The sequence below is a fragment of the Sulfitobacter litoralis genome, assembly GCF_900103185.1.
Classification (GTDB): domain Bacteria; phylum Pseudomonadota; class Alphaproteobacteria; order Rhodobacterales; family Rhodobacteraceae; genus Sulfitobacter; species Sulfitobacter litoralis.
In genome coordinates, this window is the sequence record NZ_FNJD01000021.1 from 25855 (window position 1) to 47351 (window position 21497).

The 21497-nt window shown below is 59.2% G+C and carries 20 protein-coding genes and 3 pseudogenes; 10 read left to right on the plus strand and 13 right to left on the minus strand.

Going from position 1 to position 21497, the window contains the following annotated elements:
• Positions 1-76: 76 nt before the first annotated feature.
• From BLQ98_RS14665 to BLQ98_RS14675, 3 genes are all read right to left on the minus strand, one after another.
• Entirely contained in the window at positions 77-865 is a 789-nt protein-coding gene (locus tag BLQ98_RS14665) for an anti-sigma factor family protein (protein WP_093734032.1), read from the minus strand.
• A complete protein-coding gene (locus tag BLQ98_RS14670) occupies positions 858-1388 on the minus strand; it encodes an RNA polymerase sigma factor (RefSeq protein WP_093734033.1) in 531 nt (176 codons plus the stop codon). Before BLQ98_RS14670 ends, BLQ98_RS14665 begins: the two co-directional genes overlap by 8 nt.
• 283 nt (positions 1389-1671) lie before the next feature.
• Positions 1672-2814, minus strand: coding sequence for a TDT family transporter (locus tag BLQ98_RS14675; RefSeq protein WP_093734034.1), 1143 nt, complete (start codon positions 2812-2814; stop codon positions 1672-1674).
• 112 nt (positions 2815-2926) lie between these two features.
• On the opposite strand from BLQ98_RS14675, the gene BLQ98_RS14680 reads away from it, so the two are divergent.
• The 4 genes from BLQ98_RS14680 to BLQ98_RS14695 all read left to right on the plus strand — a co-directional run bounded on the left by BLQ98_RS14680 (position 2927) and on the right by BLQ98_RS14695 (position 7179).
• The gene (locus BLQ98_RS14680) at positions 2927-3790 is read left to right on the plus strand and encodes a LysR family transcriptional regulator (protein ID WP_093734035.1); all 864 of its coding nucleotides are present in this window, start codon (positions 2927-2929) and stop codon (positions 3788-3790) included.
• Entirely contained in the window at positions 3787-4419 is a 633-nt protein-coding gene (locus BLQ98_RS14685) for a uracil-DNA glycosylase family protein (protein ID WP_093734036.1), read from the plus strand. Before BLQ98_RS14680 ends, BLQ98_RS14685 begins: the two co-directional genes overlap by 4 nt.
• Before the next feature lie 138 nt (positions 4420-4557).
• On the plus strand, positions 4558-5355 hold the full coding sequence (locus tag BLQ98_RS14690) for a substrate-binding domain-containing protein (protein WP_093734037.1): 798 nt from the start codon (positions 4558-4560) through the stop codon (positions 5353-5355).
• 489 nt (positions 5356-5844) lie between these two features.
• On the plus strand, positions 5845-7179 hold the full coding sequence (locus BLQ98_RS14695; RefSeq protein WP_093734038.1) for an IS5 family transposase: 1335 nt from the start codon (positions 5845-5847) through the stop codon (positions 7177-7179).
• Between the two features lie 32 nt (positions 7180-7211).
• On the opposite strand, the pseudogene BLQ98_RS18640 reads toward BLQ98_RS14695, so the two are convergent.
• Both BLQ98_RS18640 and BLQ98_RS14705 read right to left on the minus strand, forming a co-directional pair.
• A pseudogene (locus tag BLQ98_RS18640) lies at positions 7212-7340 on the minus strand (IS6 family transposase); the annotation flags it as partial.
• Between the two features lie 25 nt (positions 7341-7365).
• Positions 7366-8370: a bile acid:sodium symporter family protein gene (locus tag BLQ98_RS14705; RefSeq protein ID WP_093734039.1), complete on the minus strand. Its 1005-nt coding sequence runs from the start codon at positions 8368-8370 to the stop codon at positions 7366-7368.
• Positions 8371-8759: 389 nt separating this feature from the next.
• On the opposite strand from BLQ98_RS14705, the pseudogene BLQ98_RS14715 reads away from it, so the two are divergent.
• Positions 8760-9383: pseudogene (locus BLQ98_RS14715) on the plus strand (transposase); the annotation flags it as partial.
• A gap of 124 nt (positions 9384-9507) precedes the next feature.
• Here the strand turns inward: BLQ98_RS14715 and BLQ98_RS14720 are convergent.
• Positions 9508-10119 carry a recombinase family protein gene (locus BLQ98_RS14720; protein WP_047998005.1) on the minus strand — a complete coding sequence of 204 codons (612 nt, stop codon included), beginning with the start codon at positions 10117-10119 and terminating at the stop codon, positions 9508-9510.
• Positions 10120-10239: 120 nt separating this feature from the next.
• Between BLQ98_RS14720 and BLQ98_RS14725 the strand changes: the two genes are divergently transcribed.
• The gene (locus BLQ98_RS14725; RefSeq protein WP_090270728.1) at positions 10240-13128 is read left to right on the plus strand and encodes a Tn3 family transposase; all 2889 of its coding nucleotides are present in this window, start codon (positions 10240-10242) and stop codon (positions 13126-13128) included.
• Positions 13129-13175: 47 nt separating this feature from the next.
• Here BLQ98_RS14725 and BLQ98_RS14730 read toward each other — a convergent pair.
• Both BLQ98_RS14730 and BLQ98_RS14735 read right to left on the minus strand, forming a co-directional pair.
• Positions 13176-13811: pseudogene (locus BLQ98_RS14730) on the minus strand (MBL fold metallo-hydrolase); the annotation flags it as partial.
• Between the two features lie 42 nt (positions 13812-13853).
• The gene (locus BLQ98_RS14735) at positions 13854-14162 is read right to left on the minus strand and encodes an ArsR/SmtB family transcription factor (RefSeq protein WP_231582200.1); all 309 of its coding nucleotides are present in this window, start codon (positions 14160-14162) and stop codon (positions 13854-13856) included.
• A 35-nt stretch (positions 14163-14197) separates the two neighbouring features.
• Here BLQ98_RS14735 and BLQ98_RS14740 point away from each other — a divergent pair, with 35 nt between their 5' ends.
• Both BLQ98_RS14740 and BLQ98_RS14745 read left to right on the plus strand, forming a co-directional pair.
• Entirely contained in the window at positions 14198-14785 is a 588-nt protein-coding gene (locus BLQ98_RS14740) for an RNA polymerase sigma factor (RefSeq protein WP_244148446.1), read from the plus strand.
• Positions 14782-15522, plus strand: a complete 741-nt coding sequence (locus tag BLQ98_RS14745; RefSeq protein ID WP_047998001.1) for an anti-sigma factor — start codon at positions 14782-14784, stop codon at positions 15520-15522. Before BLQ98_RS14740 ends, BLQ98_RS14745 begins: the two co-directional genes overlap by 4 nt.
• A gap of 1 nt (position 15523) precedes the next feature.
• Here the strand turns inward: BLQ98_RS14745 and sorU are convergent, their stop codons facing one another.
• From sorU to BLQ98_RS14775, 5 genes are all read right to left on the minus strand, one after another.
• A complete protein-coding gene (gene sorU / locus BLQ98_RS14750; protein ID WP_047998135.1) occupies positions 15524-16267 on the minus strand; it encodes a SorU family sulfite dehydrogenase c-type cytochrome subunit in 744 nt (247 codons plus the stop codon).
• A gap of 62 nt (positions 16268-16329) precedes the next feature.
• Positions 16330-17514 carry a SorT family sulfite dehydrogenase catalytic subunit gene (gene sorT, locus BLQ98_RS14755; protein WP_047998000.1) on the minus strand — a complete coding sequence of 395 codons (1185 nt, stop codon included), beginning with the start codon at positions 17512-17514 and terminating at the stop codon, positions 16330-16332.
• Between the two features lie 889 nt (positions 17515-18403).
• Positions 18404-19219, minus strand: a complete 816-nt coding sequence (locus BLQ98_RS14765; RefSeq protein WP_047997999.1) for an extracellular solute-binding protein — start codon at positions 19217-19219, stop codon at positions 18404-18406.
• Positions 19220-19333: 114 nt separating this feature from the next.
• Positions 19334-20098, minus strand: coding sequence for an anti-sigma factor family protein (locus BLQ98_RS14770; protein WP_047997998.1), 765 nt, complete (start codon positions 20096-20098; stop codon positions 19334-19336).
• Complete coding sequence (locus tag BLQ98_RS14775) at positions 20095-20595, minus strand: sigma-70 family RNA polymerase sigma factor (RefSeq protein WP_197089316.1); 501 nt, start codon at positions 20593-20595, stop codon at positions 20095-20097. Before BLQ98_RS14775 ends, BLQ98_RS14770 begins: the two co-directional genes overlap by 4 nt.
• 188 nt (positions 20596-20783) lie before the next feature.
• Between BLQ98_RS14775 and BLQ98_RS14780 the strand changes: the two genes are divergently transcribed.
• Positions 20784-21203 carry a DUF7282 domain-containing protein gene (locus BLQ98_RS14780; protein WP_053079185.1) on the plus strand — a complete coding sequence of 140 codons (420 nt, stop codon included), beginning with the start codon at positions 20784-20786 and terminating at the stop codon, positions 21201-21203.
• A 59-nt stretch (positions 21204-21262) separates the two neighbouring features.
• A complete protein-coding gene (locus BLQ98_RS18300) occupies positions 21263-21427 on the plus strand; it encodes a hypothetical protein (RefSeq protein WP_156178419.1) in 165 nt (54 codons plus the stop codon).
• The last annotated feature ends 70 nt before the right edge of the window (positions 21428-21497 follow it).

Below are 21497 nucleotides of genomic sequence, written 5' to 3' on the forward strand. Positions count from 1 at the left end.
CATGTTTGAGATCGTCGCAAGTTCAGACGATTGGCAGGGGGCGTTTATTCCTCATGATGCAAAATAAACTTGTCCATCAGCCCAGACAGGGCTGGCGTGCCGTCGCCAGAGAGGAGAGCAAATCGGGATGTATCTCATTGGGTGCGTCAGTCCCATTGCGCAGAGCCAGCGCGAGAATGGCGAAGCGAGTCGCGTTCATGGATCGCGAGACCATCGTCATCTGCTGATGGGGTCCGGCCCATTGTGCAATCAGGACATGGCCGTCATCTGAGATTGCGAGACCGGCCGGGCGATCTCCGGCATGCGCGGTCACATAGAGCCCAAGATGGCAATTGCTGGGACCGACAAAACCCAGTGCGTCCGCTTTGCGCCCAAGTGGCAAGGTGACTCTTTCTAGTGACGTCTGCTGCAACCCATTGGCTTGAACGATTGCGGCGATGCCGATGAGCGGACCCTCCGTTGTCACGTTCTGAGCGCCACTTGCCCACTTATCGAAATGTGCGATCATCGTGGCAAGGTCAGAACTTTCTGCAATGATGATCTGTGCCGGAATATCATCCGAAATGGGACCAGTCAGGACTAACCACCATACTGCGCCGGCTGCGATCAAGATGGCAGAGGCGGCCAGCACGGCAGGACGCCATGCAGGCCTTCCTGCTCCTGAGTATCGCTCAGGGATCGCGATGATGACTGTGTCTGACGCCAGTGACGCGACCCCTGCCCGCAAAGCCTGATAATGGGCCACATGGCTGGCAAGCGCCGGATCGCGTGCGATTGCCTCGGCCATCCGAGCCGCGTCTTGCGGATCTAGTGCGCCATCGACATATGCGCTGACCTGTTCGTCTCGAGTTCGTTCATCAACCACGGCGCATCCCTTTGCCCTTTCGCGGCAATTCCACGACATGCGGACCTGAAAGCTTTTCTGCCAGGGCGGCACGCGCACGGCTCACGCGGCTCATCACCGTGCCGCGTTTAATCCGCAAAAGTTCAGCGGTTTCGTCATAAGTAAGCCCGCCGATGTCCACAAGCGCCAGCACATCCCGGTGATTTTCCGACAGCAAAAAGAATGCCTCGCGGACTGCCAGATGGGTGACCGTGATATCGTAGAGTGCACCGCTTGTGCGTTGATCCAGGTCGGCCGCCTCTTGCATGGCGCGCCGTCGGCGCCACGATCGCAATCGATCGAACCATAAATGCCGTGCGATGGTGAACAGCCACGCGCGAAATGCACGTTCGTCCTGGGGCGCCTGCTTGGCTGAGATGGCACGCACGACACAATCTTGCACGAGATCTGCGGCTGAATCGCGATTGCGTGTCAACGCCAACGCGTAGCCGAACAATCCGCCAGCGGCAGCGGTGAGCATCTGGCGTTGGTTGGCATTCAGCATAGCGCACTCACGACAGGTCATCCGTACTCGACGGCGGGAACAGGCGGACACTCAGACACTAGCGTGCCTGACGTACTTGACGCCAATCTTTCATCACGCGGATTTGGTTTCCTGCATAGACATGACCGCCATCCGTCATCGCATGGTTGTCAGCCGGCTGCCCCGTCTCGTGTGTCATTGCAATTCGGGCAACGGCAGCGGTCGCACCCGAAGGCAGAAAAATACGATTTCCCGTTATGCCATGTCCTTTTCTGCGATAAGTGGGAAGGCCTGTTCGAACCTGTCAATCGTCCTTCAGGCAGGGTGCTGCAAACAGATCCCCACGCCAGGCGCCGCAGACCGTGCGCGTTCCGACGACGATCCACGCAGCGCCCAACAGTGCCACCAATATCAGGCCAAAAACATAAATCGCAGTAATCGGCAGCAAGCTCGCAAGCTTCAATGAAGCAACGGCAAATACACCCAGCGGGAATGTATAACCCCACCAACCAAGGTTGAATGGCAGACCGTCGCGTGCATAGCGCCCGGTGATGAGCACTGCCATCGCAAACCACCACAGCCCATAGCCCCACATCAGCAATCCGCCGATGAGACCGATGCCCGCCGCGGCGCTGCTATACTGACCCAGATCATTCGCCGCAAAGATGGCAGGGGCGGCCTGGCCTAACGTCATAAGGCCCAATGCCCCGGTGCCGATCGGTCCAAGCGCCAGCCAACTGGAGGCCGCCATGGAAACGTGCGGCAACTTGTGGATGGCGAGCCGCAGGATCAGGACGACAAGGACGCTCATCGCAATGGGGACCGACAGGGCCCAGAGGACGTAAGACCACACCAGCACCAGCAGTTGGGTATGTGCGTCGGCAAGGTGCGGGGCCAGCAACCCCCCCGACACCGCTGCGACCTCGGCTGCAACCATTGGCAACAGCCAGACGGCAGTCATCTGATCGATGGCGTGGCTTTGGCGGGTGAACATCAAATAGGGTATGGCGATGCCACAAAGTGCTGCCATACCGACATCAATCCACCATAAGACGGTCGCGACCTCGATCGCGATGCTGCCCATTGATGGCAGTCCAAAGATCAAAAATCCGTTGATGATCGTGGCCAACCCCATCGGGATACAGCCAAAAAACATCGAGACGACCGAGTGACCGAAAATCCGCTTCGCTTCGTGGAAGAATAAGATCCATCGTGCCGCATAGAGCGCCGAAAACAGCGTGAACAGGGCAATATTGAACAGCCAAAGCGCTTTGCCAAGGGAGCTGAACGCGTCGGGAAGTTGTGCCAGCGCAATTGCGAGGATGCCCGTTCCCATCGTGGCCGCAAACCAGTTGGGGGTGAACTGGCGAATAATTTCCATTGGGCTGGTCAGCTGCGAAAAAGGCTGCAATCCCAGCGATACTGCGCGCATTTTGTAGAATGTCATTGTGGATCTCCTGTTCTTAACCTCGATAGACGAAGCGAACCAAACGATCCAACGGATTGAATTTGTAAAACAGATCGATTTTACTGATGGGTGAGAGTGAGGTGTAGAGATCATGACGCTTGAACAACTTCGCATCTTCATTGCTGTGGCGGAACGTCAGCATATGACTGATGCGGCTCATGCGCTGAACCTGACCCAATCTGCCGTGAGTGCCGCCATTGCTGCGTTGGAAGAACGCCATGATGTGCTGCTGTTCGACCGCATTGGGCGCGGTATCGTGCTGACAAATCTTGGTCGTGATTTTCTGCCGGAAGCGCGCGCGGTTCTCGCCCGGGCAGACGAGGCTGCGGGCTGCCTCAGCGCATCCACCGCCCTTGCCCACGGCAAGCTGCGGCTTGTGTCCAGCCAGACGGTTGCAAACTACTGGCTTCCGCCCCGCATGCAGAGCTTCCACACAGCCTTTCCGGGAATTGATCTGTCACTGCGCATTCTGAACACCCATGCCGCCTGTCAGGCCATCGTCACGGGCGAAGCCGATCTGGGCTTCGTTGAAGATCACGTTGCGGACCCGCAAATCACCCTGATCCCCGCCGCTACAGATCACCTGGTGCTGGTCGCTCGCGCAGATCAGGCCGCGCACGGTGATGATCTGCGGACGGCACCGTGGGTCTTTCGCGAGCCTGGCTCGGGCACGCGTGCTATACTCGAGCAGGCACTGAAAGAGGCGGGCATTGCCGTCATGGATTTGTCTGTTGTCCTCGAGCTTCCCTCGAATGAAGCGGTGCGCGCTGCTGTCGAAGCTGGCGCCGGTATTGCGGCGCTGTCGCATCTGGTTGTCGCAGACGCCCTGCAGGTGGGGCGCCTGGCCCGATTAGCGTTCAAGCTGCCCGAGCGGAAGTTCTTTGCCGTAAATGCGACACAGCGTCATGTCAGTCGCGCGACCCAGGCATTTATCCAACATGTCATTGCGCCATGACGGTTGCCGCCATCATAACGTTATTGGAGCAAATTGAGGGATCGGATCGGCTGTTTAATCCCTATCGCGACCATGATCCCGCGCTCGAGAGCGCGGATGCACCAGAAATACGGCGGGCGAACCTGACGCTCTATCTGCAGGCAATGCAAGTTCGACGTCCTCGCGTCATGTGGTTGGCCGAGGCCATGTCCAGACGTGGTGCCCGGCGGACCGGGCTGCCCTTGACCGGCGACCGGATGCTGCTGCCATTAGCAACGCGGTTGAAAATGGTCGTGCCGTTTCGCCATCCAACCGCGCAACACGACGATCCAGGCTCTGTCACCGCGCGTGCAATCTGGGAAGCAATGCCAGACGATGTGCCGTTACTTTGGAACGCGGTCATGCAAGTCCCGCACCGCAGCGCACCAGACTATGCCATCCGCACACCGTCAGCGCCGGAAATACGGGCCAATCTGGCTGTACTTGCGGCACTCGCAGCGATGTTTGCACCACAGAAAATCTTGTGTATCGGACGTGTCGCAGAGCGCTGTGCCCAGCCCGTCGGAGTGTCGCTGACCTATGTCAGGCATCCGGCCCAAGGCGGGCTATCCGCGTTTCGCGAAGGCTGTACCACCTTCCTGTCTAGTTAGAGCGCCACGCAGACGTGATGCCGCGAAAACCATGAATTTGACTTTGTGATGGAATAAACTGACCCTCCGGTTCGTTCTTCCTGCAATCGCCGCGACCGCCACATGGCAACTGCGGACGACTGGTACCGGAGAACGAAGATGAAACTAATTTCATATGTGGCCCTGAATATGGCCATGGTGACCCCGGCTTTTGCGCAAGACACGGTGATGTTTGATCCCGACATTGTTCATGAGGCGAAGGACGGTGTTGTCCGCCTATATGGGGCGGGCGGCCCCCATACAGCACTTCAAAAAGTGGCCGATCTTTGGCAAGAGCAAACGGGAGGTGCCGTCGCGATCACCTTCGGTCCCGAACCCAAATGGTCTCAGCAGGCCCAGGCAGATGCCGACATCATCTGGGGCACGTCCGAACAGTCGATGACGGCCTTTCTGGAGACCTACAAATCATTCTCGTCGGATCAAGTGATGCCGATTTACCTGCGTCCCGCCATTATTGCGGTCAAGGCCGGCAACCCCAAATCCATTACCGGTTTCGACGACCTGCTGGCAGAAGGCATCAAGGTCGTGGTGACCGAAGGCGCAGGCGTCGGAAACACATCTGGCACCGGCGTCTGGGAAGATGTGGCCGGACGTACGGGCAGCCTGTCGGACGTTGTCGGATTGCGTAAGAATATCGTCGCGTTTGAACATGGATCAGGTGCTGGTTTTAAAGCTTTTACCGATCTGGACGCTGACGCCTGGATCACTTGGCCTGACTGGACATCGCGTAACCCTGAAAAGATCGAGGCCGTTGCGTTCTCTCCTGACCGCGCAATCTGGCGCGATTTGAACGTCGCCCTGGCACCTGATGCTGATCCGGAGGCGCAGGCTTTTCTGAATTTTCTGGTGACCGATGAAGCACAGTCCCTGATGAAAACTGAAGGCTGGACCCGGTAACAGACCCCGCATACCGGGCCGGGTCAAACGTCCGGTCCGGTATGTGACACGGAATTTTGGTAGTGAGCCATTTCAGGCCGCTGCGGGACTTCAAAACGCATTCAGAACACCTTGCGGTGGGCGTTGGTCGTCGCATTGAGCGTACTTGAAGGCGATAGACTATCTCAATATCCTATATCTTCTGTCCATCCTGATTTCTGAATATGGCCAACGGTTCAAATCTGGCGTCTAGATTCAAAAATATCTGAATCAAGCCTCAGCCAACCATTTCGGTAGAAATTAAACCTGCATTATCAGGCCAAGTTAGAGTGTCTTCGTGGGTATTGGCATTGATGAGACGGGGCTATCATGGCTGGGGCTACGCTTTTTAGTTCGCCCTGAATAAGTCACAAGCATATGAATTTGTTTGTAGATTTCGTAAAAACTGTAGCAGAAAATTGCAGGGTTTCGTATGCTGGGTCGCGAAACCTTGCAAATTCCGGAGCCGTGATGAAGCCTCATCCCCGCACTGACGAGCAGGACGATCTCCTGCGTCCCCGCCTGACTGAGATGATCGATCTTCGCCACGCATTGGCGAAACTGGAAAAGCTGATTGACTGGGAGTTCTTCGAAACCGAATGGGCCAGTTTCTTTCCTGCCACGACAGGGCGGCCAGCAACATCGCCGCGCCTAGTCGCGGGGCTGCTGTATCTCCAACATGCCTATCGTTTGTCCGACGACGCCGTCGTCGCCCGATGGGTCGAGAACCCTTACTACCAGCACTTCACCGGTGAGACGTTCTTCCAGCACCGCCCCCCTGTCGATCCGTCCTGCTTGACCCGCTGGCGTCAGCGGATCGGAGAGGAAGGGGCCGAGTGGCTGCTGACCAAGACGATCGAAGCTGGGGTCACGTCCGGGGCCGTGGAGGATTGCAGTCTCGCGCGCATTGCCGTGGACACGACGGTGATGGAGAAGAACATCGCGCATCCAACGGATGCGCGCCTGTATGAAAAGGCACGTCGCCAGCTTGTGGCCTTGGCCCACGAAGGCGAGATCACGCTGCGGCAGAACTACAATCGACTGGCACCCCGCCTCGCGATGCAGATCGGGCGCTACGCCCACGCCCGGCAATTCAAGCGCATGCGCAAAGCCCTGAAAAAGTTGAAGGGCTACACCGGCCGCATCCTCCGCGACATCCGCCGTCAGCTCGAAAAAATTCCGGGTGGCGCCTTCCGTGAGCGTGCTCTGGACACCCTCGTGCTCGTCAGTCGCCTGCTGCATCAGAACCCAAAGGGCCATGGCAAGATTTACGCCCTGCATGAACCCGAGGTCGACTGCATCTCCAAAGGCAAGGCCCGTAAACGCTATGAGTTCGGAACCAAGGTCAGTCTGGCCACTACCATCGACGAGGGCTTCGTCGTCGGCATGCGCGCCCTGCCGGGCAATCCCTACGATGGGAACACTTTGCCCGAAGCCCTGGAGCAGGTCGCGATCCTGACCGGTCGGACTCCGGATCTGGCCGTCGTGGACCGCGGCTATCGCGGCCACGGTGTATCGACGACAAAAGTGCTGATCAGCGGCACGCGCCGGGGCCTGACGCCAAAGCTGAAGACATTGCTGAGGCGGCGAAGCGCCATAGAACCAGAGATTGGACACATGAAAACTGACGGACGTCTGTCGCGATGCCCGCTCAAGGGGACGTTCGGCGACGCGGTCTTCGCCGTGCTCTGTGGCTGCGGCCATAACATCCGCAAGATACTGGCCCACCTCAGGGCTTTGTTGTCCCTCATCCTGGCCGCATTGTGCGCCGCCGCAACTGACAGGATCAGGCCGGCAAACTGCTAACTTGTCGCCGGATCGCGTTGTTCAGCGTGAACTACGGAGAAGGAAATACGTGTTGCGGACTGCATAGAGACGAAGCGCTGCAATCCAACCGGTGATCGGAAGCCCTGCATTACTCGCTCTCGTTTTCAGAAAGGCAAATGACTGTTCTTTGCTCGGTTATTGCCATCAACACAGCCGGTGCTGGATCTAATGACATTCTCTTCGAGGGACTGAGTCACTCGCAGCAATTTCCGCATCTTTGGATTTACGTTGCGCCACAAGTGCGCATGCGAAAAGCTGCGTCAGGTGGTAGAGCATCAGCGGCAGCACCGTCGTCCCTAGCGTCGCGGCGGGCACAAGCGCCGTCGCGATCGCCAACCCGCTGGCAAGGCCTTTTGTCGATCCGCAAAAGAACAACACGGCGCGATCCTCGTCCGGCAACTTCAGGGCGCGGCCCGTAAAGGTCATGATCCCCATCGCGAGCGCCAGGAACAGCACGACCACACCGTAAAGCAGAATCAGGCTGGGCCCCGAAATTGCATACCACAGCCCCGAAACAGTGCCCGCGCTGAACGCCGAATAGACGATCAGCAGGATCGAGCCACGGTCAACCATAAGCGTCGTCGCCCTGTGCCGCTTCACCAGATCGCCGACCAGCGGACGCGCAATCTGACCGACGACGAAGGGCAGCAGGATCTGCAGCGCGATCTTGACTACGGCCGCCCCGCTGATGGCGCCGCCCCCCTGATGCAAGAGCACGGCCACCAGAGCAGGTGTCAGCGCCACGCCGATCAGGTTGGAAAAGGACGCGGCACAGATCGCCGCCGGCACGTTGCCCCCCGCCATGCCGGTAAAGGCGATCGACGACTGGATGGTGGACGGCAGCACCGACAGGAAGATCAGGCCAAAGATCAGGTCGGGGCCCAGCACGCTGCCGAACACGAACGCAACGCCCAGTCCCAGCAGCGGAGATAGCAGGTAGGTCGCAGCGACGGTCAGCCCCTGCAGCCGCCAGTTCAGCATCCCGGACCGGATGGCCGCGGCGTCAAGCTTGGCACCGTAGAGAAAGAACAGCAGCGCCACCGCCCAGAAGGTGATCTGCTTCAGTGCGTCGGCGGCCACGCCGCGCACCGGCAGAATCAAGCCAATGATCACCGTGGCAATCAGCAACAGCATGTAGGTGTCGATGCCAAAGCGTCTGAGATACGTCATGTGTCCGTCCGGCATCAGGGATAATGCTGTTTCATGTACCGGCTTTGGCCGCCAGTCCGCATCGAAAAGATCAGTATCCCAGCGGGATATCATCTTTTCGGCTGTCCGATCCACCCTCCAGCAGCCCATCCGTCATCCGGATCGCCTGACTGCCTCCGATGGGAGAGGTCACAACCTTGATCTGATGACCCCGCGCGGCGAGTGCCGTTCGGACCTCCTCGGGCAATGCCGGCGCGATTACATCGCCGCGGCGCGTGCGGTGGGGTCATTAACGCCGCGCTTCCTACTGACCGAGATCATGCCCGATATCTTTAACAATCTGATAGTGGTGATCACGCTGAAAATAGCGCGTGCGATCCTTCTCGAAGGAGCGCTCAGCTTTCTTGGCCTTCATCGTGCTCGTCGGTCGCCTGCTGCATCAGAACCCAAAGAACCATGGCAAGATTTACGCCCTGCATGAACCCGAGGTCGACTGCATCTCCAAAGGCAAGGCCCGCAAGCGCTATGAGTTCGGGACCAAGGTCAGCCTGGCTACTACCATCGACGAGGGCTTCGTCGTCGGCATGCGCGCCCTGCCGGGCAATCCCTACGATGGGCATACTTTGCCCGAAGCCCTGGAGGAGGTCGCGATCCTGACCGGTCGGCCTCCGGATCTGGCCGTCGTGGACCGCGGCTATCGCGGCCACGGTGTATCGACGACAAAAGTGCTGATCAGCGGCACGCGCCTGGGCCTGACGCCAAAGCTGAAGACACTGCTGAGGCGGCGCAGCGCCATAGAACCAGAGATTAAACACATGAAAACTGACGGACGTCTGCCGCGATGCCCACTCAAGGGGACGTTCGGCGACGCGATTTTCGCCGTGCTATGTGGCTGCGGCCATAAAATCCGCAAGATCTTGGTCCACCTCAGGGCTTTGTTGCCCCTCATTCTGGCCGTATTGTGCGCCGCCGCAACTGGCAGGATCAGGCCTGCAAACTGCTATCTTGTCGCCGGATCGCGTTGTTCAGCGTGAACTTTTTACTTCTGCAGCTTTGTAAGGGCTGGGGTTTTTGTTGATGCCTCGTCTACCCGGCGTCGGCCTTCCCCCCGGACACTGACAAATAGGGGTAGATTCCGGCTGGGTGCAGAATAGTACGTTAGGCTCCGAGGACGCGCTTGCCGTAGTCTCGCAGATTGCCGTTCGGGTCGACGTAGCGATAGAGAGTAACGGGCCTCACGCCTAATTCTTTGCAAAGTTCTGAAACAGACGTGTCGCGGTTTGCCATTGCGGCCTGTGCCATGCGCACCTGTGATTTTGACAGCGCGAATTTTCGTCCGCCTTTCCTCCCCCGCGCCCGGGCTGCCTGAAGACCGGCCACTGTGCGTTCACGGATCAACTCGCTTTCAAATTCGGCGAGAGCGGCAAAGATGCCGAATGAAAGCCGTCCTGCCGCAGTTGTTGTGTCGATCTGCGCACCTTGCCCGGTGAGCACTTTAAGGCCAACCCCGCGCTCAGACAGCATACTGACGGTCTTGACCAGATGATGCAGGCTACGCCCCAAACGATCGAGCTTCCACACAACCAGAACATCGCCGTCACGCAATGCCTTGAGGCAGGCCTCCAACCCTGGCCGGTCATCCTTTTTGCCAGATGCCAGATCCGAGTAAATCTGCTCCTCTCCAACGCTCGCCGCGATCAAGGCATCCCGTTGCAGGTCAAGAGACTGCCTGCCATCGGCTTTAGAGACGCGCGCATAGCCAATCAGCATGTGTCACAAACGTTGGTTTGTGATGCTTGGGTTCGGCGGTCGCTTTCGGGCAACGGATTTATTCCTTATCTCATATCATAAATAAATATACTCAATACCTCCCATGAAAGCAAAAGAAGCATGGCGCATCGCACCATTCTGACCGAGCGCCAGCGCGCGACACTATTTGATCTGCCAACCAGTGAAGCGGCACTACTTCACCATTACACGTTGGCCGATGATGACATCGAACATGTTCGTCTGCGAAGACGATCACAAAACCGGCTTGGGTTTGCCCTTCAGCTTTGCGCGTTTCGACACCCCGGCCGCCTCCTGACGGCTGGAGAGGTCATCCCAGAAAAAGCGATCAGGTTCATCGCGGCTCAGCTGGGAATGCAAGCGGTTGAGTTGGAGGGCTACGCCGTCCGCGAAGAGACTCGGCGGGATCATCTGATCGAGCTTAGAGCGATCTATGGCTACAAGATGTTTACCGGACGTGGTGCCCGCGACCTGAAGGTTTGGCTTGAAACTGAGGCTGAGGTTGCGCGCTCTAATGAGGAGCTGGCGCGTCGGTTCGTGACAGAATGCCGCCGGAGCCAGACCATTCTGCCCGGGGTGTCGGTGATCGAACGGCTCTGCGCTGATGCGCTTGTCGCCGCCGAACGTCGGATGGAAACGCGCATCGCCGACCGTCTCGACGCGCCCATGAGAGGCAGGCTGGATGCCCTGCTTTCGGAAGACGTCGATGACCGGGTCAGCCGTTTTGTCTGGTTGCGCCAATTTGAGGTTGGCAAGAACTCGGCAGACGCGAACCGCCTGCTGGACCGGTTGGAGTTTCTGCAAGGTCTCGGGCTTGCGACCGCTGCCCTTGATGGCGTTCCACCCCACCGGATCACCCGACTTCGTCGCCAAGGCGAACGATATTTCTCGGATGATTTGCGCGACATTTCCAGCGATCGGCGGTGGGCGATCATGACCGTCTGTGCTGTGGAATGGCAGGCTGCGATAGCTGATGCAGTGATTGAGACCCATGATCGGATCGTGGGTAAAACCTGGCGCGATGCCAAGAGGTTATGTGATGTGCAGATTACCGGCGCCAAAGCAGCATTGCAGGACACACTTCGTTCTTTCTCAGGCTTGGGGGCCGCTCTCCTGGAAGCGCATGGCGATGGCGCACCCCTTGAGAGCGCGGTTACGACCGCCTGCGGTTGGCGTGATCTGGAAGGACTTGTCGCCACGGCGATGCAGTTGACCAGTACAATGGCTGCCAATCCCTTGGCCCATGTCGCCCAAGGCTATCATCGGTTCCGGCGCTACGCGCCGCGCATGTTGAGGGCGCTCGATATTCAGGCAGCATCGGTCGCCGAACCTTTGGTCGAAGCTACTCGGCTTGTCGCAAAGGGCGGACAAGAGACCGTTCGGCCAACAACCTTTCTGCGCCGCAGTTCCAAATGGCACCAGCACCTTCATGCGCAGCCCCCCGATGACCATCGGCTTTGGGAAGTCGCCGTGTTGTTCCATCTGCGCGATGCCTTTCGCTCCGGCGATATCTGGTTGGTGCAGTCCCGGCGCTATGCCGACCTGAAGCAGGCGCTGGTGCCAATAGCAGAGGCGCGGGCCACACCCAGATTGGCAGTGCCCTTCGACCCGGCGGATTGGCTGGGAGATCGCAAAACCCGTATGATTGAGGGACTGAAACGCTTGGCACGCGCTGCCCGTGCCGGGGCAATTCCGGGTGGCTCTATTGAGGACGGAATGCTGAAGATCGACAGGCTCACCGCCGCAGTGCCCGCCGAGGCCCATGAACTTGTTCTGGATTTATACAAAAGGTTGCCCGATGTGCGGATCACCGATCTGCTTCTGGAGGTGGACAATGCCACAGGCTTCACGGAAGCCTTCACCCATATACGCACCGGAGCACCTTGCACTGACAGGATCGGACTGCTGACCGTGCTGCTGGCGGAAGGCCTGAACCTCGGCCTCAGCAAGATGGCCGAAGCCACCAGCACCCATGATTATTCCCAGCTCTCGCGCATCTCACGGTGGCATGTTGAAGGCGACGCGCTGAACCGCGCCTTGGCCATGGTGATCGCGGCGCAATCCACCCTGCCCATGGCCCGTTTCTGGGGTGGCGGCACCACCGCCTCCAGCGACGGGCAGTTCTTTCCAACCACACGTCAAGGTGAGGCAATGAACCTGATCAACGCCAAATATGGCAATGAACCGGGGCTGAAAGCCTATACCCATGTTTCCGATCAGTTCGGCCCCTTTGCCACTCAAACCATCCCGGCGACCGTGAGCGAGGCCCCTTACATCCTCGATGGCCTGCTGATGAATGAGACCGGCAGAAATATCCGCGAACAATATGCTGACACCGGCGGCTTCACCGATCATGTCTTCGCCGTCACAGCCCTTCTGGGCTTCCAGTTCATTCCGCGCATCCGTGATCTGCCCTCCAAGCGGCTCTATGTCTTCGATCCAAGTGCTGTCCCGAAGGAACTGAAAGGCCTGATTGGTGGCAAGGTCAGGCAAAGCATCATCACCACCAACTGGCCCGACATCCTGCGCAGTGCCGCTACCATGGTCGCGGGCGTCATGCCGCCCAGTCAACTGCTGCGAAAGTTTTCAGCCTATCCCCGCCAGCATGAGCTGGCCGAAGCCCTCAAAGAAATCGGACGCGTTGAACGGACGCTGTTCATCATCGACTGGCTACTTGACGCCGACATGCAGCGCCGCGCTCAGATCGGGCTAAACAAAGGCGAAGCACACCACGCCCTGAAAAACGCCCTCCGCATCGGTCGCCAAGGTGAAATCCGCGACCGCACCGCCGAAGGTCAGCACTTCCGCATGGCAGGCCTCAACCTCCTCGCCGCCATCGTCATCCACTGGAACAGCAAACACCTTGGTCAAGCTGTCGCCGCACGAAAACGCGACGGGTTGGATTGCTCACCAATGCTACTGGCACATACCTCACCCCTCGGATGGGCACATATCCTCCTCACAGGCGAATACAGGTGGCCAAAACAGTAAACCAAGGGGCTTAACGTACGATCCTGCACTCTCCGGTATCAGACCCCGAAAAGCCGGGTGGTATCGGGCAGGGCAAGGATGGATTGGATCGACGCCCAAAGCTCCTCCGTCGTGCCGCCCGGGAAATCGGCGCGCGCCGTGCCACTGTCGGGATACATCAGCGTGTCATGCACAAAGGCCGCATCGCCCGCGACATAGGTGACCGAGCCGAGGGTATGGCCGGGGGAGAGCATCACTTGGAAATACAGATCGCCGATGGCAAAGGTTTCGCCCTCGGCAAACATCCGGTCAAAACACCGCGCCGGATCAAATGCGTCCGGCAGGTTGTAAAGATCGCGCCAGATGGCCGCGATTTCAGTGACCTTCTGACCGATCGCCGTCGGCGCGCCGGTCTCCTCCTTCAACCACGCGGCGGCGGTCATGTGGTCGGCATGGGGGTGGGTGTCGAGGATCATCGCCACCTCCAGCCCCTCACGATTGACCAGATCCAGTACAGCCTTTGCGCTGTCTGTCGAAGTGGATGCGGCCTTCGGATCAAAGTCCAGAACCACGTCGATCAGCGCGGCCTGCCCGGTCGCGGGGCAGGCAGCGACATACTGGATGGATCCCGTTTCCTCTTCATAAAGCCCCCAGACATCCGGAGAGGTAGGGCCGTTGGACGGGCTGTGGCGTGTGATCGTCATAATGCCTCGTTTTGGTTGGGGTGTCAGATGGGGGCGCGTCTGTCAGTCATCGGGTTCCGGGGCGTCCGCGTCGTCGGTGCAGAAAATTTGGTAAAGGGTGGTCAGCAGACGCTTTGCGTTTTCGCCCGCAAGCGCATAGTGGATCGTCTGCCCATCCCGCCGCCCTTGCACCAACCCGTCGCGGCGCAAAAGCCCGAGATGCTGGGAAATCACGCTTTCGCGCACCCCAAGGGCCTTTGCGAGTGCGCCGACCGACCTTTCGCCTTCGACAAGCGTACACAAGATCATCAGGCGATTCCGGCTGGCCATCGCCTTGAGCAGCGCCTCAGCCTTGTCCGCGTTTTCTTGCATCTGCTTTACCTTCATACATTCGCATATGCGACGGTATGAATTTATTTCAAGCTCTGACCGGACTTTTCCAGCGCTCCTTGTTTGCTTTGACCCCACCTGCAAACGCGGTACGGTTCGTCATGGCGCAGCTGACCTCCATTGAAATCCTATTGCCTGAACTTCGGGCCTATGCGATAGCCATTTGCCATTCCCGCGACGAGGCTGAAGATCTTGTTCAGGATGCTGTGGAACGGGGGCTGCGATCAGGTGGGAGGCCAGACCCGATCGGGGAACTACGGCCCTGGATGTTCCGTGTCATTCGCAACCTGCATTACGATGAGCTGAGAAAAAGGCGCGTGCGTCGGGAATATTTCGCGGCCGAAAAACGTCTATCCAATGAAGCGGGTGCGTCGGACACCGCGCGGGATGTGTTGATCCGGCTGGCCTTTAAGAAACTGCCGCCCGAGACCCGCGAGGTTCTGTGCCTCGTTGATATCATGGGGTTGAAGTACGCCGAGGCGGCGAAAGTGATGGATGTGCCGAACGGAACGGTGATGAGCCGGATCAGCCGTGCCCGCAAGGCGTTGCTGGAAATCGTCGATGGGGCCGAAACGGCAAAGCAGGAAGTGACGCGGAAGACATGAATGAACTGAACGACAAGGACTGGGAACAGGTCAACGCTTACCACGATGGTGAGTTGTGCGCGGCCGACATGCGCGCATTCGAGGGGCGGCCTGCATCCGAGCCCGCGCTTGCCGCAGCGCTTGAGGACGTGCGGAACGTGTCCGTCAGCTTGGCGGCCTTGCGACCGGACCTCGTGCATTCGGAATCTATGCCGGAAACTAGTGCCGCAAATAGTAGCTGGCACCCCCGGCGCTGGCTGGCGGGCGGTGCTGTCGCTGCGGGAATTGCCTTGGCTGTGGTATTCGGACCCGCTTTTGTTGCCACCCCGACAGCTTTTGACATTCACGCTGAACTGGCCGCTGAGATGTATGACGTCGAAACCGCCGATCTGCGGCCCGCCGCGACAGGCGGTGCGGTGGGCGTACCCGACCTGTCCGTCGCAAACCTGACGGCTGTTGCCTTCCGCACATCGGACAACGGCGAAGTCATGCATTACGCGGGTCAGAATGGATGCAGGTTGACCTATTTTCGCGGCGCGTTCGTTTCCCCAGAGGGCAACGACACACCCGGTCAGCAGATCGCAACCTGGCTGTCCGGGGATCACCTTCGTCATATAGTTGTCGCGACAGGGATGGACCGCACGCGGTTCGATGCCATCGCCAGTTATCTGATGCTTGAAACCCGCGAACGTGTTTCCGAAAGCGTGATGGCGTCGCTTTCGGAGGCAACCCGGACGGCACGGTCCTGCGTCGGCTAGGTCAGTTGGTTTTTGCGGTGTCCGTCAAGCTGTCAAGATAGGCAATGACATCGGCCTGATCCTGCGCCTTGCGCAGGCCACTGAACCCCATCTTGGTGCCACGCACTTCTTTCCGGGGATTTGCAAGAAACGCGGCAAGCCGATCAGGTGTCCAATCGCCCCCGTATTCAACCAGCGCGTCGGAATAGCGAAAGCCGTCGACCGTTGCCACGGGTGCCCCGACGATACCATAAAGGTTGGGACCGACACGATTGGACCCACCTTCGTCTACCGTATGGCAAGCCTTGCATTTCCTGAACGTCTTTTCGCCGGCAGCCGGGTCGCCCTGCGCAAGGATCTCAGCGCCGGGAGTTTCAACCTCCTCCGCATCTGCGGAATCTGTCGCTTCAGTAGCGGCATCTGTGCCGGTTGCAGTCTCCGACCCTCCCGTGACCTGGGCCACGTATTTCGAAACCGTTTCGATTTCTTCCTTGGTCAGCGTTTCCGAAAAGGCTGGCATGACTCCGATTCCACTGGTCACGGCTGCGCGCACCTGATCGACTGTCGGTTTGAATTCATCAAGGTTGGGGCCGATCTCGGCCTCCGAACCCACATCTTTCAGCGCGTGGCAAAGGGCGCAGGCGGGTTGCGCGGTTTCAGTGAATATCTTACGGCCCGCATCCAGATCAGCCTCGGCGCTCGCAGCACCGGCCATCAAGGCAAGAAAAACTGCGCCGCCGAGTCGTGGCGTCGTTCGGGTGGTCATGTTCATGTCTCCGGTTTTTTTGTTGTCAAACCGGTGGCAGAGGATGCCGCCGGTCAGTCAGCTCAGCTGACGGTCACGTCGACGGCATGGGCGCGCCAGCCGTTATTGCCATAACCCCGTTCGTTGGGCGGAAAAATCTCGGGTTGGGTATCGCCTGCTTCGTTGGTGGCACGGCTCGCCAGCATATGTGTGCCTTCGGACAGCTCCGTGATCAGCACGAATGGCCGCCATGCATAGGGGCCAAGGTCCGGGCCAAGGAACTGCGCTTCTGCCCAGTTTTGCCCCCCGTCGGTGGACACCTCGATCTTGTCCAGACCGCTGACACCGCCCATGGCGACGCCGTGGACCTGCACCTTGCCGGTCGCCGCATCCATCAGAGGGCCGGTGATCCAGGATTTGACGGCCATCTCGTACATCGACGGCTGAGAGGGATCGCCCTTTACCCCCACGGAGCGCACGCGATAGCCGGTTTGCTGGATTTTATTGGGCGATTCCTCGGCCGTCATTGCCAGACGTTTGAGATACTTGACGTTGTTCACGCCATAATACCCCGGAATCACCAGCCGCAGGGGGCCTCCATGGGCGAGTGGCAAAGGCTCACCGTTCATCTCCCACGCCAGGATAGCCTGATCCATCGCGACCTTTGGAACCGACCGTTCGACCTGGATCGTCTCGGGTGGAAGACCTTCGGGGATCTCTTCGCCACCTGTACCGGTCAGGAACACGGCGCCCGCATTCGCGCCGCCCATCGCGTCAATCACGGCGCGCACCGGCACGCCGGTCCACACCACGTTGCCCGCAGCACCAACCGACCACTGCGAGCCGCTGGTTTCATGATCGAAAAAAGCGCGCCCGTTGCCCGAGCATTGCAGCACACAAACCACGGTTTCGACCGCGAGCGTCTTCATCTCGCCCACAGTCATCTTACCCGGGTTCGCGACCCCGTCGATCTCGACCTCCCAGGCATCGCGATCTGCGACGATCTCGTCGGGTGGGGCGGGCAGGTTATTGCGTATGTAAAGCTCGGTACTGGGCGTGATCAGCTCCGAACCTTGCGCGGCGCGCTTCGTCTCAAGCGTCTGCTTGGAATGGACGATCATGTCCTCGGCGTCTTTCCATGCGACGTAATCTGGCAACGGCTCCCCGTCTGATTGCGCCATCCCCGGTGCCCCGACTGCAGCAGCCACCATCGTGCCCGCTGATCCTATCAGGAAATGCCGACGCTTTACTTTTTCTATGATTTTCATGTCTTTCCTCCCGTGGTTCGAAGCATTTGCACTCCACGGTATGCAGCAGCTCCATGCGTAACTAACGTGTTGAGGGTGCATTTTATTCCCGCGGAACGAAAAAATATTCGCGAAGCTCCAAATAAGTGGATGCACGTGGCCGGGTCGGCTGGCCAAAGGACGGTGCCCGCTTGTGCGGTCGCTCTGCTTGCCGGATAACCCATTTTGGTAATTGGGGTCGTGCAGTTCCGATGCTCAGTCAGTTGGATATGGGGGGCGCACGGCTCCCGGAGGCTGCGCCAACAGATCAGAGCTATAACCGGCAGGGTTGTCGGATGGAAAAGCGTAGGAGCCGTCGCGCAATACAAGAATAACCACCGCCGAAAGTCCCTGGGAAGACCCGTATGTTGTATTCAACCGAGGGGCAGGGTCAGAACGTTGCGACGGATCAAGATCGATGGATGCGGTCAGGTGCCGTGTCAGCGCAGTCGGCGCCACGTAATTGAGAAACCGCACGGCAACGCGGTTTGTCCGGAAATAGATGCCCGCCATCGCGCGACTTCCAGATAGCTGAACCACGGCAGCAGCGACTTCGACGCTGGTACCGTCCTATTTCTATATCTGAGAAACACGCCGCTGCGACAGCTCAGACGGTCGCCGCTCCGATGGCGAAAAGCTCACGAAAATAAAACTTCCGGGTCAGGAACAGGGCGCAGACCGTGAACCGGTGTTCGGCCTTGCGGGGAGGACTGAAGTCCGTTCGGCGTCACCGGGCAATCAGGGCTGTGTCATCAAGCAACTCATGTTCCGAAAGTCCTTTAGGCCCCGGCTAAGCAGCGGGGCCTAAAGACAAAACGTCCAATCATGTTGGTTTATTCCGCATGTTGCGAAAGTTGTCGGATCAACCGCACTATCGCTGCCAGCCTTCGGTTGCCATGAGTTCCTGCGCTTCATCCGTGATGAGGAAGTCAAGGAAGGCTTGCGCCTCCGGATCGGCATCGGGCGAAAGCACGACATTCACGTCGCGGTAGATCACACGATCCGCAGACAGTTCGACCATGTCGAGGTCGTCCTTTGTGATCGGCCAATTGGGCCAGGTGATCCAAGCGTCGGCATCACCGTTTGAGATGACCCCATAGGAGGCACCCGATCCAAGCGCATAGGCCACGATATTGCGTCGCAGGTCGGAGATGTCATCGAGGCTCCCCAAACGGCCCGCTACGTCTTCCCATGTGCCAGTGCCGGAGGTGTTGTAGACCCCTGCGCCCTCGGTCACGACAACCCGCACCCCGTCGGCCAGAAGGTCATCGAAGTCATCAATGTTCAGCGGGTTGCCGGCCTTCACTGCGATCACGGTCGGCCGCAGGTAGATCGGCTCGACTTTCGCGGGATCGAAGGCCGTGTAGGTCAGCAGGAAGGCTGTCATCGACTGCTCGGATGTGCCCCAAAGAATGTCGGCGTCGGCCTGGGCGTCTGCGGTCCATTTCGATTCCGGGCCCGCGATCACTTCGACGGAGGTTCCCGTCTGCTCTTCAAAGACGGCTGCGACCTTGCGGAATGCCGTGTGCGGACCACCCGCGCCGTAAAGCTTTACGACGCCGTCTTGCGGCGCGTGTTCGATAGATGGATCGTTGAACGCGGTATCACCGCGGCGGTCGGCTGCGGTGTCGGCGAATGCCGGGGCGGCGGCAAGGATTGTGGTGGTGAAAAGCGTTGTCAGTCGCATGGTATCTCCTGTCAGGGTCGTGGATCGGCCTCCACCGATTGCGGGCGGCCTTCACAAGACTGACGCGCCGACATCCAGAACCCTTCCCGAATTTATGATCACGCTTCCGTGAGATCAGGTTGGCGCGCCTGGATCCTCGAACTGAGCCTGCAGCAAATGAGCGATTTCCAGAAGGCGCGCGCGCGGCAAAGCACCGGTCAGGGCGTAGGCGAACTCGGTGTCGCTCCAGTAGAACGCCTGCTCGGTGGCCGTTTCGGCAAATCGGAAACTTGGATCGCCTTCGCTGCCGCGTCGCAGATAGAGCGTCAGGCGCTGACCGTTGCCGTCTTCGTACATCAATTGTGCCGCTGGTTCGGTGGGCGAGGGAAGGAGCCGCCCACCGACCAGCGACAGACCCACGACACGCAGGTCGGGGATAGCAAACGGACGATCCAGCCGATTGGTCAGCCAAGTGGCCAGATGGCCCTTGTTCTCCGCCCCGACCTCGACCGGGTGCGCGACCTCGACAACGAAAGTGCGATGTGCGGCGAAGGCTTCGGCCACAAGGCCCGACATCGGCTGCGGGGCTGTGTCGGGGCGCAGGACCCAACCTGCCGTACCGCCTATCATCAGCGCCATCGCAACTGACGCAACCCATGCCAACGGCATGTGCCTGCGCCGTTCGGCAACCGGCAGCGTCGCCATCGGATGATCGGCAACCAGCCCCGCAAAGGCATGGCGCAGATCGCGGGCGATGGCCATGTCGGCTTCCACCCGACGGGCGGCTTCTGGTGTGTCATTCAGATAGGCTTCGACTTGTTTTCTCCGATCAGGCGGCAAGGCGTCGTCCACGTAGGCGACAAGATCCTCTTCACGAATATCCTTCGGCGCGCTTGTCATGTCACGCTCCTCAGTCTTGGGGCCGTCTCAGCCGTTGCCCCGCGCAAAGCGGCGCGGGCCCGGCTTACGCGGCTCAGGATCGTGCCTTCTGGGACGCCAAGCGTCTGAGCGGCCTCTCGGTAGGTGAAGCCTTCAACGCTGACCAGTATCAAAGCCACACGCTGATCGTCGGGCAGAGACATGACGCGCGCCAACAACCGGTTCAACTCGACATGGTTTTCCTGGGTCGGCGGTATCGCGGGCGGTGATGTCATGGTCTCAAGCGATTCCGTCTGACGTCGTTTCGCCTGCCGCCACCCATCAACATGCAGATTGCGCATCATCGTGAACAGCCAGGCCCGCAGGGGGACACCTGCGCGCCGCAGCGTCCACTTGCGCAAGGCTCGTTCCATGCAATCCTGCACCAGGTCATCGGCGGTGTGCACGTCGCGCGTCAGCGTGATCGCGTACCGCTTCATGGCGTCGGCCTCTTGGGCAAGGGCGTGATGGGTCGGCACGCTGCCTCCGTTTGCATGCATTCACATAAGTAACGCGCGCGGTCGCCGGATTATTCCCGGAAATCTTTTGAAAATTGTCGATCACGGGTTCGTGAACAAAAACTTGGGAAGGGTTCCAGGCTGTCGGTCGTGAACCTTGCAAGCTCCGCCCAAAGCGGCGCTCCAACCGAATTCAAAGGAGAGTTCTCATGAACGCTACGAAGAAAGTTATCGCCACAATCGCGGTCCTGACCGCCACTGCGTCCGTCGCCCTCGCTGACGGCCACGTGTCCAACGCGCTCGAAACCGCAGAGCAGGAACTGAGCCACGCCGTCGTGGTCAAGTCCGTGACCGCCGCCGCGGATGGTTGGGTCGTGATCCACGCAATCAAGGACGGCAAGCCGGTCGTTCCGGCCTCGATCGGGCATACCTATGTCAAGGCTGGCATGACCGAAAATGTCTACGTTCCGCTGACCGGTGACTATGACGGAGACAAAGTCATCGCGATGTTGCACGTCGATGATGGCGAACTCGGCGTCTACGAATTCGGACCCGGAAGCGTTGCGAACGACAAGCCGGTGGTTGTCGATGGCGGCCCGCTGGTCAGCCCGATTTCGATCGACGACTGATCCCTTTGGCCGGGCGCTCTTCGCATCGCCCGGCCAGATCGTTTTTTTGGAGGTGCAATATGTCGAACCAGGAACCGGACTTCGAGAAATCGAAAAAATGGCATTGGATCCCGTTGGCGGGCATAGCGGCGGCCGTCGCCTTCGCGCTGTTTGCCGCGCTCTATGAGGATGCTTCGGACGAGCCACTGAATGACGCGGCGAATGATGTCGAACATCTGAACTAATTACACCTCCTCCAATCTAGGCAAACTCAATTCTGTGAGTAAGCAGAGCTTTTCGACAGTCAAATAGATG

Excerpts from the sequence above, each read along its gene's own strand:
- BLQ98_RS14670 (WP_093734033.1), bottom strand. The coding sequence starts at position 1,388 with ATGCTGAATGCCAACCAACGCCAGATGCTCACCGCTGCCGCTGGCGGA.
- BLQ98_RS14675 (WP_093734034.1), bottom strand. The coding sequence starts at position 2,814 with ATGACATTCTACAAAATGCGCGCAGTATCGCTGGGATTGCAGCCTTTT.
- BLQ98_RS14680 (WP_093734035.1), top strand. The coding sequence starts at position 2,927 with ATGACGCTTGAACAACTTCGCATCTTCATTGCTGTGGCGGAACGTCAG.
- BLQ98_RS14685 (WP_093734036.1), top strand. The coding sequence starts at position 3,787 with ATGACGGTTGCCGCCATCATAACGTTATTGGAGCAAATTGAGGGATCG.
- BLQ98_RS14690 (WP_093734037.1), top strand. The coding sequence starts at position 4,558 with ATGAAACTAATTTCATATGTGGCCCTGAATATGGCCATGGTGACCCCG.
- BLQ98_RS14695 (WP_093734038.1), top strand. The coding sequence starts at position 5,845 with ATGAAGCCTCATCCCCGCACTGACGAGCAGGACGATCTCCTGCGTCCC.
- BLQ98_RS14705 (WP_093734039.1), bottom strand. The coding sequence starts at position 8,370 with ATGACGTATCTCAGACGCTTTGGCATCGACACCTACATGCTGTTGCTG.
- BLQ98_RS14720 (WP_047998005.1), bottom strand. The coding sequence starts at position 10,119 with ATGCTGATTGGCTATGCGCGCGTCTCTAAAGCCGATGGCAGGCAGTCT.
- BLQ98_RS14725 (WP_090270728.1), top strand. The coding sequence starts at position 10,240 with ATGGCGCATCGCACCATTCTGACCGAGCGCCAGCGCGCGACACTATTT.
- BLQ98_RS14735 (WP_231582200.1), bottom strand. The coding sequence starts at position 14,162 with ATGCAAGAAAACGCGGACAAGGCTGAGGCGCTGCTCAAGGCGATGGCC.
- BLQ98_RS14740 (WP_244148446.1), top strand. The coding sequence starts at position 14,198 with ATGAATTTATTTCAAGCTCTGACCGGACTTTTCCAGCGCTCCTTGTTT.
- BLQ98_RS14745 (WP_047998001.1), top strand. The coding sequence starts at position 14,782 with ATGAATGAACTGAACGACAAGGACTGGGAACAGGTCAACGCTTACCAC.
- sorU (WP_047998135.1), bottom strand. The coding sequence starts at position 16,267 with ATGACCACCCGAACGACGCCACGACTCGGCGGCGCAGTTTTTCTTGCC.
- sorT (WP_047998000.1), bottom strand. The coding sequence starts at position 17,514 with ATGAAAATCATAGAAAAAGTAAAGCGTCGGCATTTCCTGATAGGATCA.
- BLQ98_RS14765 (WP_047997999.1), bottom strand. The coding sequence starts at position 19,219 with ATGCGACTGACAACGCTTTTCACCACCACAATCCTTGCCGCCGCCCCG.
- BLQ98_RS14770 (WP_047997998.1), bottom strand. The coding sequence starts at position 20,098 with ATGACAAGCGCGCCGAAGGATATTCGTGAAGAGGATCTTGTCGCCTAC.
- BLQ98_RS14780 (WP_053079185.1), top strand. The coding sequence starts at position 20,784 with ATGAACGCTACGAAGAAAGTTATCGCCACAATCGCGGTCCTGACCGCC.
- BLQ98_RS18300 (WP_156178419.1), top strand. The coding sequence starts at position 21,263 with ATGTCGAACCAGGAACCGGACTTCGAGAAATCGAAAAAATGGCATTGG.